This is a genomic window from Pseudomonas sp. MEJ086 (assembly GCF_030209025.1).
Classification (GTDB): Bacteria; Pseudomonadota; Gammaproteobacteria; order Pseudomonadales; family Pseudomonadaceae; genus Aquipseudomonas; species Aquipseudomonas fulva_A.
This window is the reverse complement of record NZ_JARVSV010000033.1, coordinates 63,041-75,602: the sequence shown is the minus strand read 5'-3', so window position 1 is coordinate 75,602 and position 12,562 is coordinate 63,041. Positions and strand designations below refer to the sequence as shown.

The following is a 12,562-nucleotide window of genomic DNA, read 5'->3' as shown; positions in this document are numbered from 1 at the left end:
CCATGACCCTGAGCACGTCCTGTGCTGCAGGTATGGGCATAGATTACGGCGCCGCCTGGGTTGTCACCAGAGCCAACCGGCGCACTGTCGTGTAAGCCTTTCGCTATACCGAAGCGGCGATGTGCACGGGTCGAGGTTATAAAGGGCGGCCTGTGTCGCTTACAGCGTGCGTTTATACGGTCGCCGAGGAAATGATGATTTTTAATAATAGTTAATTGACATAACTATTTTTCAGGGCTAGCTTCTGCTCATCGACAACAGACAACAAGAGAGCAATTCGATGAGCAAGTACGAAGGCCGCTGGCAAACCGTCAAGGTCGATGTCGAAGAAGGCATCGCCTGGGTCACCCTCAATCGTCCTGAAAAACGCAACGCCATGAGCCCGACCCTCAATCGCGAGATGGTCGAGATTCTCGAGGTGCTGGAACAGGATGCCGAGGCTCGCGTGCTGGTGCTTACCGGTGCCGGCGAGTCCTGGACCGCGGGCATGGACCTCAAGGAATACTTCCGCGAAGTGGACGCTGGCCCGGAAATCCTTCAGGAGAAGATCCGTCGCGAAGCCTCGCAATGGCAATGGCGCCTGCTGCGCTTTTACGCCAAGCCGACCATCGCCATGGTCAATGGCTGGTGCTTCGGAGGCGGTTTCAGCCCGCTGGTGGCCTGTGACCTGGCGATCTGCGCCGACGAAGCCACCTTCGGTCTGTCGGAGATCAACTGGGGCATCCCGCCGGGCAATCTGGTGAGCAAGGCGATGGCCGACACCGTGGGCCATCGTCAGTCGCTGTACTACATCATGACCGGCAAGACCTTCGGTGGTCAGAAAGCCGCCGAGATGGGGCTGGTCAACGAGAGCGTGCCTCTGGCGCAACTGCGTGAAACCACCCTGGAGCTGGCGCGCAACCTGCTGGAGAAGAACCCGGTGGTGCTGCGCGCGGCCAAGCATGGCTTCAAGCGCTGCCGCGAGCTGACCTGGGAGCAGAACGAAGATTACCTGTACGCCAAGCTCGATCAGTCGCGTCTGCTCGACGAAGAGGGTGGCCGCGAGCAGGGCATGAAGCAGTTCCTCGACGACAAGAGCATCAAGCCCGGCCTGCAGGCCTACAAGCGCTGATCGCTGTGCCTTGCTTCAGGTGGCGCTGGCGACAGCGCCGCAGTGTTGCCGACACAGGCAGCTCCCGATAAAGACAATAAGAGGAATCATCATGCTGGACGTGCCCCTGCTGATCGGCGGCCAATCGTGCCCCGCCGGTGATGGACGAACCTTCGAGCGCCGCAACCCGGTGACCGGTGACGTGGTTTCGCGTGTCGCTGCCGCCACGCTGGAGGATGCCGACGCGGCGGTTGCCGCGGCCCAGGCTGCCTTTCCCGCCTGGGCTGCGCTGGCCCCCAACGAGCGGCGTACACGCCTGCTCAAGGCGGCCGAGCAGATGCAGGCACGGGCCGGCGAGTTCATCGCCGCCGCCGGGGAAACCGGGGCGATGGCCAACTGGTACGGTTTCAACGTGCACCTGGCGTCCAACATGCTGCGCGAGGCGGCGTCGCTGACCACGCAGATCAACGGCGAGGTGATTCCCTCCGACGTCCCCGGCAGTTTCGCCATGGCCTTGCGGCAACCCTGTGGCGTGGTGCTTGGCATCGCGCCCTGGAACGCGCCGGTGATTCTCGCCACCCGCGCCATCGCCATGCCGCTGGCTTGCGGCAATACCGTGGTGCTCAAGGCATCCGAGCTGAGCCCGGCGGTGCATCGGCTGATCGGCCAGGTGCTGCAGGATGCCGGCCTGGGTGATGGCGTGGTCAACGTGATCAGCAACGCGCCGGCCGATGCCGCGGCGATCGTCGAGCGGCTGATCGCCAACCCGGCGGTGCGACGGGTCAACTTCACCGGCTCGACCAAGGTCGGGCGCATCGTCGGTGAGCTCTCGGCACGTCACCTCAAGCCGGCACTGCTGGAGCTCGGTGGCAAGGCTCCCTTGCTGGTGCTCGATGACGCCGATCTGGATGCCGCCGTCGACGCCGCGGCGTTCGGTGCCTACTTCAACCAGGGGCAGATCTGCATGTCCACCGAACGGCTGCTGGTGGATGCCCGGGTTGCCGATGCCTTCGTGGCCAAGCTGGCCGAGAAGATCGCCACCTTGCGGGCCGGTGACCCGGCTGACAGCGCTTCGGTGCTGGGTTCGCTGGTCGACGTGTCGGCAGGCGAGCGTATCAAGGCATTGGTCGACGATGCCGTCAGCAAGGGCGCGCGTCTGGTCGCGGGCGGTCAGGTCGAAGGCAGCATCATGCAGGCCACGCTGCTCGACGGGGTGACCCCGGCGATGCGTCTGTATGCCGAAGAGTCCTTTGGCCCGGTTGCCGTGGTGCTACGCGGTGACGGCGACGAGGACCTGCTGCGCCTGGCCAACGACTCCGAGTTCGGGCTGTCGGCGGCGATCTTCAGCCGTGACACCAGCCGAGCGCTGGCGCTGGCGCAGCGCGTCGAGTCGGGCATCTGCCACATCAACGGGCCGACCGTGCACGACGAGGCGCAAATGCCTTTCGGTGGCGTCAAGTCCAGCGGCTACGGGAGCTTCGGCGGCAGATCGGCGATCGAGCAGTTCACCCAGCTGCGCTGGGTCACCCTGCAGAACGGCCCGCGGCACTATCCCATTTAGCCGCGGCCGGTCCAATACCGTACCTGCCTGGCTGCGTCTGCCTGCCGTCCTTTCAGCGGGGCGGCGGCGCGACAGAAGAAAACAAGAACAACAGTGGCGGACCGATCCGCCCGAATGGAGAAACGCAAGGTGAACTCCGATATCAGACCGCGTTATCGCCAGGTTTCCATCGGCCATCCGGCCGTGGAAGTCAGTGAGCGCAAGGGCATTCTCCACATGCGTTCGCTGGAGCCGTTGGCGCCGCTACCCGAGCGCCTGCTCGATCGTCTGCTGCACTGGGCCGAGGTGCGCCCGCAGCAGACCTTCCTGGCCGTGCGCGACAGTGCGGGTGCCTGGCAGCACACCAGCTATGCACAGATGCTCGGCCAGGTGCGCGCCATCGCGCAAAGCCTGCTGGGCTTCGGCCTGAGCGCCGAACGGCCGCTGGCGATCCTCTCCGGCAATGGCCTGGAACATCTGCAGATCGCCCTCGGCGCGATGTACGCGGGCATCCCCTATTGCCCGGTATCGCCGGCCTACTCGCTGCTCTCCCAGGACTACGCCAAGCTGCGCCACGTCTGCGATCTGCTGCGCCCCGGGCTGGTGTTCGTCGCCGATAGCCAGCCGTTCCAGCGCGCCATCGAAGCGGTGATCCCAGGCGATGTGCCGGTGATTGCCGTACGCGGTGAAGTCCACGGCCGGCATTGCCTCCGCTTCGCCAGCCTGCTGGAACAGCCAGGTGGTGCCGAAGCCGAGGCGGCATTCGCGGCCACCGGGCCGGACAGCATCGCCAAGTTTCTCTTCACCTCCGGTTCGACCAAGCTGCCCAAGGCGGTGGTCACCACCCAGCGCATGCTCTGCGCCAATCAGCAGATGCTCCTGCAGACCTTTCCGGTGTTCGGCGAAGAGCCACCGATACTGGTCGACTGGCTACCCTGGAACCACACCTTCGGTGGCAGCCATAACCTGGGTATCGTGCTCTACAACGGCGGCACCTTCTACCTCGACGAAGGCAAGCCCACGCCCCAGGGCATGGCCGAAACCCTGCGCAACCTGCGAGAGATTTCGCCCACTGCCTACCTCACCGTACCCAAGGGCTGGGAAGAGCTGGTCAGTGCACTGGAACAGGACGCCGCCCTGCGCGAGACCTTCTTCGCCCGCATCAAACTGTTCTTCTTCGCCGCTGCCGGGCTGTCGCAGAGTGTCTGGGACCGCCTCGATCGGGTCGCCGAGCAGCACTGTGGCGAACGTATCCGCATGATGGCCGGGCTGGGCATGACCGAGGCCGCGCCGTCCTGCACCTTCACCACCGGACCGCTGTCCATGGCCGGCTACATCGGCCTGCCGGCGCCGGGCTGTGAAGTGCGTCTGGTACCGGCTGACGGCAAGCTGGAAGGTCGTTTCCGCGGGCCGCACATCATGCCCGGCTACTGGCGTGCTCCGCAGCAGAGCGAGGAGGTGTTCGACGAGGAAGGGTTCTACTGTTCCGGTGACGCCCTCAAGCTGGCCGATCCGGCAGATCCGCAGCTCGGCCTGATGTTCGACGGGCGTATCGCCGAAGACTTCAAGCTGTCTTCCGGGGTGTTCGTCAGCGTCGGCCCGTTGCGTAACCGCGCAGTGCTCGAAGGCTCGCCCTACGTGCAGGACGTGGTGGTCGCCGCGCCGGATCGCGAATGCCTGGGGCTGCTGGTGTTCCCGCGCCTGCACGAGTGCCGGCAGCTGGCCGGGCTGGATGCCGTTGCCAGCGATGCCGAGGTGCTGTCCAGTGCCGGGGTGCGCGACTGGTTCGCCGGCTGGCTGCAGCGTCTCAACCGTGAAGCGACCGGTAATGCCACACGTCTGGAGTGGCTCGCGCTGATGGACCAGGCGCCTTCCATCGACCGTGGCGAGATCACCGACAAGGGCTCGCTCAACCAACGTGCCGTATTGCAGTGGCGTGCCGATAAGGTCGAAGCGCTGTATCGCGGGCAGGACGATTCGATCCTGCGGGCCGAGACGGGTTCGTGAACGGCGGGCAGTTCACCGGCTTCGACGATGTCGCGATCATCGAGGCGGTGCGCACGCCCTGGGTCGACCTCAATGGGGCGCTGGCCCAGGTCTCGCCCATCGATCTGGGCATCAAGGTCGGGCGCGCCGTGCTGGCACGAGCAGGTCTCGAGCCAGGCGCGGTAGACAGCGTGCTGGCCGGCTCCATGGCCCAGGCCAGTTTCGACGCCTACCTGCTGCCAAGGCATGTCGGCCTCTACAGTGGCGTGCCACGACAGGTGCCTGCTCTGGCCTTGCAGCGGATCTGCGGCACCGGCCTGGAGCTGTTGCGCCAGGCCGGCACGCAGTTGCGTGACGGTGTGCAACTGGCACTGTGCGTGGGCGCCGAGTCCATGTCGCGCAACCCCATCGTCGCCTATGCACACCGCGCAGGGTTTCGCCTTGGCGCAGCGGTGGAGTTCAAGGATTTCCTCTGGGAGGCCCTTTACGACCCGGCCCCAGGCGTGGACATGATCGCCACCGCAGAACGCCTGGCCCATGACTATGGCATCAGCCGCGAGCAGGTGGATGCCTATGCGCTGAGCAGTCACCAGCGAGCCCTGCAGGCTCGCGACGGTGGCTGGCTGGCCGAAGAGATCGTCGCCGTCGGCAATGAGCGCTTTGAACTGGATGGCTATCAGACGCGCGGCATTCAACTGCCCAGGCGGGTTGCCGACGTGGCGCAGGATAGTCATCCACGGCCTACCGATGCCGAGGCGCTGGCCCGCTTGAATGCCATTCATCCCAACGGTGTGCAGACCGCTGGCAACAGCTGCGCGGTGGTAGATGGCGCGGCGGCGGCCCTGGTCGGCCGCGCGTGCGACTGCACGCGCTCGCCTCTGGCGCTGCTGCGCGCTGCCAGCGTGATCGGCGTGGCGCCGGAGATCATGGGCATCGGCCCCGCGCCCGCCATCCAGCTATTGCTGAAGCGCAGCGGCCTGAGGCTCGATGAGATCGGTCTGCTGGAAATCAACGAGGCTCAGGGCGCCCAGGTACTAGCGGTCAGTCAGGTGCTGGAGCTGGATCCTTCGCGTCTGAATCAACGCGGCGGCTCCATCGCTCTTGGCCACCCACTGGCCGCTACCGGCCTGCGTTTGGTGATGACCCTGGCACGGCAGCTGCGCGACGCCAATCTACGTTACGGCATCGCCGCTGCCTGCATTGGTGGTGGACAGGGCATGGCGCTGCTGATCGAGAACCCAGGCTATCGGCCTTGAGGTTTCAACCGGTACTTTGCGAGGTGCTTCATGTGGCATTACCAAGCGCCTCTGCGCGATATGCAATTCGTTCTCGAACACTGGCTGCAGGCACCTGCGGCCTGGGCCGAGCTGCCGTCTTTCGCTGACGTCGATCTGCCGTTGGCGCTGCAGGTGCTGGAGGAAGCCGGGCGCTTCAGTTCAGGCGTGCTGGCGCCCCTGAACGGCAGCGGCGATCGTCAGGGTTGCCGCTGGCACGATGGCGAGGTGAGCACGCCCGAGGGATTCGCGGACGCCTACCGCGCATTCGTGGAGGGCGGTTGGCCGGCGCTGGCCTGTGACCCCGCCCATGGTGGCCAGGGCTTGCCGCAGTTGCTCGACGCAGCGCTGCAGGAAATGCTCTACGCCAGCAACCACGCCTGGGCCATGTACACCGGCATCGCCCATGGTGCCTACCTGTGTCTGCAGGCCCACGCGCCGGAGGGCATCAAGGCACGCTACCTGGAAGCCGTCGTATCCGGGCAGGCGCTGCCGACCATGTGCCTGACCGAGCCGCAGGCCGGCAGCGATGTCGGCTTGCTGCGTTGCCGAGCCGAAGCCCATGCGGATGGCAGTTACCGGATCACCGGCAGCAAGCTGTTCATCTCCGGCGGCGAGCACGACCTGACCGACGATATCCTGCATCTGGTGCTGGCCCGGCTGCCGGATGCGCCAGCCGGCAGCCGAGGCATTTCGCTGTTTCTGGTGCCCAAGTACCTGAAGGATGGCCAGCGCAATGCCCTGCGTTGTGACGGCATCGAGCACAAGATGGGCATCAAGGGCAGCGCCACCTGTTCGCTGAATTTCGACGGCGCCCAGGGGTGGTTGATCGGTGAGGCGCATCGCGGGCTGGCGGCGATCTTCGTGATGATGAACTCGGCGCGCCTGCACGTCGGTCTGCAGGGCCTTGGGCATGCCGAGGCCGCCTGGCAGAACGCCGCGGATTACGCCCGTCAGCGTCAGCAGATGCGGGCACCGGCGCGCCCTGCCGGGGTGGCTGCTGCTGGCGCCGACCCGATCCATTACCACCCGGCCATGCGTCTGGCCCTGCTGCGCCTGCGCACGGTCAGCCAGGGTCTGCGGGTCATCGGTTACTGGGGGGCGCATCTGCTGGACCAGGCCGAGCACGCCGTCGCCGAGCCGACGCGCCAGCAGGCTCAGCGCCTGGCGGGTCTGCTGACGCCAGTCATCAAGGCATTCTTCACCGATCAGGGCTTTCACCTGGCCAGCGAGGCGCTGCAGGTCTTCGGTGGTTACGGCTACATCGGCGAGTACGCCGTCGAGCAGACCCTGCGCGATAGCCGTATCGCCATGATCTACGAAGGCAGCAACGAGATTCAGGCCAACGATCTGCTGCTGCGCAAGGTGCTCGCCGATCAGGGCCTGGCCTTCACCGAACTGCTCGCACTGTTCGACGAGGAGAGTGCCGCTGGCGGTGCGTACGCCGGGCTGTTGAATGACCTGTGCAGCACGCTGCGCGGGGTCTTGCTACGGATCCGTGAAGGCGTCGAGGGCGACGCTGAATATCCCTACCGGATCGCCGGTGACTTTCTCCATCTGATGGGCTGGGCACTGCTGGCCCATGCCTGGGCGCGTTCGGCACGCCTGGCGCGCACGCTGCTGACGGAGGATGCCGGGTATCAGGAAAAGCTCGATAGCGCGGCGTTCTTCTTCAGCTATCTGTTGCCGGAAATCGACCTGCGTATCGCGCGAATCGAGGCCGCCCGTGCGCCGTTGGCCTTTCTGCACTGAGCCAGGTGCAAGCACCTGCAGCGTGTCGACAGGCAACGCGAGCCTTGCCGCTCGACGCTGCGCTTAGCCATTGACCTTGCGCAGCAGGTGCAGCAATTGCACGCGCTCATCTTCGTCGAGGGCGGCGGTGGCGGCATCGTCGCTGGCCACGGCGACGGCTTTGAGCTGCTCCAGCAGGGTCAGCCCGGCCTTGGTGAGGAACACCCCGTAGGCGCGCTTGTCCTGCACGCCCCGTACGCGCTGCGCCAGGCCGCGGGTTTCCAGCTTGTTGAGCAGAGGCACCAGTTGCGGCGGTTCGATGGCAAGCTGGCGGGCCAGATCCGCCTGCATGAGGCCGGGCTCGTTGTCGATGATCACCATGGCGGTGAATTGTGCAGGGCGCAGGTCATGTTCGGCGAGATTGCCCACCAGATGCTGGAACACTTTCAACTGGGCGCGGCGCAGGGCGTAGCCGACCAGCGTGTCCAGCCAGTTGTCGCTGAGGGCATCGGCCCCGTGCGAGGTGCCTGGAGCGGTATCGATCTGACTGGAGGGGCTGCTCATGGGGGCTCTTCTTCGGTTAAGCGTGTTAAGCATTTTGCATGCTCGTGCTGCAGCTGGCCAGTGGCGCGGTTCTGCACATTCGTTAAGCGCTGCTCAACAAGCTTTAACAACCTTTAACAACACCGCTCGGTCATCCCTCCCTAGTCTTCGAGTCGTTGCAGGAAAGCCCGCTCACCGAGGTGGTTTTCCTGAAACCGGCCATCACCGCTGGTGGTGCCGCCAATTACCCTTAGAACCGTTCGGAGATATCCCATGGCTGAGACTCCTGCAGTAAACAGTGGCAACTCAGACGCCGCCATCGACAAGATGTCCGCAGTATTCGATATGGCGATCGAGAAGTCCGCCAAGATCACCGAGATCACCACGGCCAAGAAAGCCGAGCTCGACGCGACCAAGCAGCGTCCGCAGAACTGACCCGGGCTGCAGGCGGCGCTCGGCGTCGCCTGCAACCTGTGTCTGCGCCGTTATCGGCATCTTTTCCATCGAGTGCGTGGTCGAGCCGTTCTGGCCCGATGCGTCGTTCGATAGTGCAATCCCTGAGCCCAGGCGCGAGCCGCGAACCCGGTGAGTCATATGACTGCGATAGCCTCTAGTTCCGTCCTGCCGAACAGCGGCGACCTGCCCCGTCTGGATGTGACCGCCGGCATCCACCGTGGCGTTTCCCTGTCGCTCGATGAAGCGGTGTACAGCATCGGCAGTGGCGCTGCGGCGAACCTGATGCTGCGTGACGCCGGGGTTGCGGAGCGTCACCTGACCCTGCGCTTCAGTGCCCGCCACGTCGGCGTGGAGGCCACCGGCGGCGACGTACGGGTGATCCGCGGCGGGCGTGAAACCATGATCGCGCGCGGGCACGGCTACCGCGGTCGACTGCCTGTGGATATCCGCGTCGGCGACGCCACCCTGCGTCTCGCCATGCCGCAGCGTGGCACGGCTGCCAACCCCGTGTGGTACGGCAAGGCGCAATGGGCCATCGCCGCGCTGTTCATGTTCATCTGCGCGGGCGCCCTGGCGATGCTGCGCGACTCCCCGATGTACGCCGCGGAACCCGAGTCGCTGCAGCGGCTGACGATCGCCGAGGAGCAGCCAGCGCAAGTGCCCAGGGCCGCGTCATTGCAACTGGCCCGCGCCGATCTGGCCAGCCAGGCCAAGGCCGCCGGGCTGAACAACCTCAAACTGGACGCCAGTGCCGGGCAGTTGCGCGTCAGCGGCACCGTGGAGCCTGGCCAGGAGCAGGACTGGCTGGCCCTGCAGCAGTACTTCGATGGCCGTTACGGGCGCCAATACGTACTGCGCGGTGATGTCAGCGTACGCGAAAACGCCGCCCGCCCCCGGGTCAATTTTCAGGCCGTGTGGTTCGGCGACAACCCCTACGTGATCAACGCATCAGGTGCGCGCCTGTACCCCGGTGCCCCCCTCGAAGGTGGCTGGAAGCTCGAGCGTATCGAGGATGGCCAGGTGGTGCTGGCGCTCGGTGACGAGCGTTTCGCCCTCACGCTCGGACCTTCGCCAGTGCCTGAGGGCTAGCATGAAGATCGATTCACGCGCCCCGTTAGCTCCAGCGGACGCAGCGTCGGATGTTCGGACGCGTCCGAGCGAGCTGTCCCCCGCATCACCCACGCCGCCACCGGCCGTCCGCCAGCCCAGCCTGCCGCGCACGCCACCTCTGCCATCGGTACAGGATGACCTGCAGGCGCTGGAGCTGGCCGCTGGTGTGGAACCGGGGCTGTTCGCCGGTTCGCGGCCCGCGGAAATTCTCGAGGACATTCTCGAACGCATCCTGCCGACGCTGCCGCTCGACGGCGAAACCAGAACGCTGGCCATGGCCCTCGTCCGTGAAGAGCTCGACACCCGTCAGGCACTGGACCGGCAGCGGGTCGAAACCGAGACGGGGGAATGATGCAGCGCGACGATCATGATGCCGCCAAGCTGTTGCAAGGCCTGGGCGATCTCTATCTGCGGGTTGGTCAGGGGCAGCGCGCGCTGGTGCTGTTGCTGCTGGCCGTGCAACTGAACCCTGACGACCAGGTGTTGCTGGCCCGCCTGGCTGCGGCCTTCACCGCCATCGGCGATGGCGAGCGGGCGCTGCGCACTCTGGATCGCCTGCATGCGCTGCAGGGCGAGTCGGCAGCCTGGCTGCTATTGCGCAGCCGTGCCCTGTGGAGCTGCGGCCAGTACACCGAGGCCCGCGCCTGTTTCACTCGCTACCGGCAACTGCGCCAGGAGCGTGACGCATGATGGCGCGTCTCAGCGCCCTGGCGGGCATGGCCGCGCAACGTACCGAGGTGGTGATCGTCGCCTTCATGATGATGGCCATCGTGATGATGATCATCCCGCTGCCGACCTACCTGGTCGACACCCTGATCGGCATCAGCATCGCCCTCAGCATCCTCGTGCTGATCGTCGCGTTCTACATCAGCAAGCCGCTGGAGCTGTCTGCGCTGCCAGCGCTGATCCTGCTCAGCACCCTGTTCCGGCTGGCTCTGTCGATCAGCACCACGCGGCTGATTCTGCTGCACGGCGATGCCGGGCACATCATCGAAGCCTTCGGCAAATTCGTCATCGCCGGCGAAGTGGTGGTCGGTCTGGTGATCTTCCTGATCATCACCGTGGCGCAGTTCGTGGTGATCACCAAAGGCGCCGAGCGGGTCGCCGAGGTGGCGGCGCGTTTCAGCCTGGATGCCATGCCTGGCAAGCAGATGAGCATCGACAACGACCTGCGCAACGGCGATATCGATGCCGGCGAGGCCCGTCGTCGACGTTCCGATCTGCAGCGCGAGAGCCAGCTGTTCGGCGCCATGGACGGCTCGATGAAGTTCGTCAAAGGCGACGCCATCGCCGGCCTGGTGATTCTCTTCGTCAACCTGATTGGCGGCCTGCTGATCGGCATGCTGTCGCGTGGCATGTCCTTCGCCGAGGCCGGGCACACCTACTCGCTGCTCACCGTGGGCGACGGGCTGATCGCGCAGATCCCGGCCCTGCTGATCGCCGTGGCGGCCGGTACCGTGGTTACCCGGGTCAACAACGAGGCCGAGCAGGCCGACCTGGGTACCGAGATCATCCGCCAGATGGGCAATAGCCAGCGGGCCCTTACGCTCACGGCGCTGATCCTGGCTGCCGTCGCCTTCATCCCTGGCTTCCCGGCGCCGGTTTTTCTCGGCCTGTCGGCGGTGCTGGGGCTGTGCGCCTGGATGCTGATGCGTCGCCAGCGCCGCGAGCAGGAAGCCGAGGCGTGCGCGGCCGAGGTGGTCGAAGCGGCTGCTGTGGAGGTCGAGCCCGAAGGCGAAGCCGAGGCCTCTCCCGCCACCGCCGACTCCCGCGTGCTGCTGTCCATCGGTCCTGGGCTGGCCGAGGTGGTGCCTCTGCAGCCCTTCAAGCAGCGCCTCGAGGTGCTCTGCCACGATCTGCACAACGAGCTGGGCATCGAATTTCCGATGCCGTCGGTGCGGGTCGACATGGCCGCTGCAACGGGCAGCTACCGGGTCGAACTGGAGGGTGTGCCGGTGGATCAGGGCGACCTGAATCCTGCCCAGGTACTGCTGCGCGACGACCCCGTGCATCTGCAACTGCTCGACATTCAGGGCGAGGAGCGCGCCTCGCCGCTGAGCAGCCGCCCGGGCCTGTGGATCCCTGGCGAGCACCAGGCCGAGCTGAGCGATGCGGGCATCGTCTACCTGCGCCCGGATGAAATTCTTCGCGACGTGATGGCGCGCACCCTGCGCCGCTACGCCGGGGACTTTCTCGGTATCCAGGAAACCCGTCAGTTGCTCGCCCATCTGGAGGAGAGCCATGGCGAACTGGTCAAGGAAGCCCTGCGTGCCGTGCCCCTGCAGCGTGTCGCCGATGCCCTGCGTCGGCTGGTCGCCGAAGGGGTATCGATCCGCAATCGCCGTGCGCTGCTCGAAGCGATGGTCGAGTGGGGGGGCCGCGAAGGTGACGTCGGGCGTTTCAGCGACCACCTGCGTACCGCGCTGGCCCGCCAGATCAGCCATCAGCATGCCGATGAAAAGCGGGTGATCGCCGCCTTCGTGCTGGGCTCGGCCCTGGAGGCTCAGTTGCTGGAGGCGGCGCGCCAGCAAGACACCGGCCGCGGTGAAATCCGTGCCCGGGAGGCCACCCGCGGTCTGCTCAAGGCACTGCGTCAGCAGTGTGCGCAACTCCCCGAACAGATCAAACCGACCCTGGTGGTACACCCCGAGCTACGCCGCCGGATCCTGCGCCTGTGCATTCGTGACGAACTGGAGATGGCCGTGCTGTCCTTTACCGAACTGGCTCCGGAATACAGCCTGCAGGCGATCAAGGTGATCGGCTCACCGGCCACCTCGCGGGCGGAAAGAAACGAGCCCGCACCTGCTGCTCTGGCAGGTGCCACATGATGCG

Annotated in this window: 11 protein-coding genes; 10 read left to right on the top strand and 1 reads right to left on the bottom strand. The window is 65.7% G+C overall.

Annotated elements, in window-relative coordinates; genetic code table 11:
- Window positions 1–280: 280 nt before the first annotated feature.
- The 5 genes from QRN22_RS20995 (at window position 281) to QRN22_RS20975 (ending at window position 7,642) form a co-directional block, all read left to right on the top strand.
- Complete coding sequence (locus QRN22_RS20995) at window positions 281–1,111, top strand: p-hydroxycinnamoyl CoA hydratase/lyase (RefSeq protein WP_042556760.1); 831 nt, start codon at window positions 281–283, stop codon at window positions 1,109–1,111.
- Window positions 1,112–1,202: 91 nt separating this feature from the next.
- Entirely contained in the window at window positions 1,203–2,651 is a 1,449-nt protein-coding gene (locus QRN22_RS20990; protein WP_042556761.1) for an aldehyde dehydrogenase, read from the top strand.
- A gap of 114 nt (window positions 2,652–2,765) precedes the next feature.
- Window positions 2,766–4,637, top strand: a complete 1,872-nt coding sequence (locus QRN22_RS20985) for a feruloyl-CoA synthase (RefSeq protein ID WP_042556762.1) — start codon at window positions 2,766–2,768, stop codon at window positions 4,635–4,637.
- A complete protein-coding gene (locus tag QRN22_RS20980) occupies window positions 4,634–5,872 on the top strand; it encodes a thiolase family protein (protein ID WP_042556763.1) in 1,239 nt (412 codons plus the stop codon). The genes QRN22_RS20985 and QRN22_RS20980 overlap by 4 nt, the downstream gene beginning before the upstream one ends.
- A 30-nt stretch (window positions 5,873–5,902) precedes the next feature.
- Window positions 5,903–7,642 (top strand): acyl-CoA dehydrogenase, encoded by a 1,740-nt coding sequence (locus QRN22_RS20975; RefSeq protein WP_042556764.1) that lies wholly within the window; start codon window positions 5,903–5,905, stop codon window positions 7,640–7,642.
- 63 nt (window positions 7,643–7,705) lie between these two features.
- On the opposite strand, the gene QRN22_RS20970 is transcribed toward QRN22_RS20975, so the two are convergent.
- Window positions 7,706–8,185, bottom strand: a complete 480-nt coding sequence (locus tag QRN22_RS20970; protein WP_042556765.1) for a MarR family winged helix-turn-helix transcriptional regulator — start codon at window positions 8,183–8,185, stop codon at window positions 7,706–7,708.
- A gap of 252 nt (window positions 8,186–8,437) precedes the next feature.
- Between QRN22_RS20970 and QRN22_RS20965 the strand changes: the two genes are divergently transcribed.
- From QRN22_RS20965 to sctV, 5 genes are all read left to right on the top strand, one after another.
- The gene (locus tag QRN22_RS20965; RefSeq protein WP_179539244.1) at window positions 8,438–8,599 is read left to right on the top strand and encodes a hypothetical protein; all 162 of its coding nucleotides are present in this window, start codon (window positions 8,438–8,440) and stop codon (window positions 8,597–8,599) included.
- Between the two features lie 159 nt (window positions 8,600–8,758).
- Complete coding sequence (locus tag QRN22_RS20960) at window positions 8,759–9,709, top strand: SctD/MshK family protein (protein ID WP_042556766.1); 951 nt, start codon at window positions 8,759–8,761, stop codon at window positions 9,707–9,709.
- Window position 9,710: 1 nt separating this feature from the next.
- Complete coding sequence (locus tag QRN22_RS20955; protein ID WP_042556767.1) at window positions 9,711–10,082, top strand: hypothetical protein; 372 nt, start codon at window positions 9,711–9,713, stop codon at window positions 10,080–10,082.
- Complete coding sequence (gene sctY, locus QRN22_RS20950) at window positions 10,079–10,420, top strand: type III secretion apparatus assembly chaperone SctY (RefSeq protein ID WP_042556768.1); 342 nt, start codon at window positions 10,079–10,081, stop codon at window positions 10,418–10,420. The genes QRN22_RS20955 and sctY overlap by 4 nt, the downstream gene beginning before the upstream one ends.
- Window positions 10,417–12,558, top strand: coding sequence for a type III secretion system export apparatus subunit SctV (gene sctV / locus QRN22_RS20945; protein ID WP_042556769.1), 2,142 nt, complete (start codon window positions 10,417–10,419; stop codon window positions 12,556–12,558). The genes sctY and sctV overlap by 4 nt, the downstream gene beginning before the upstream one ends.
- Window positions 12,559–12,562 lie beyond the last annotated feature (4 nt).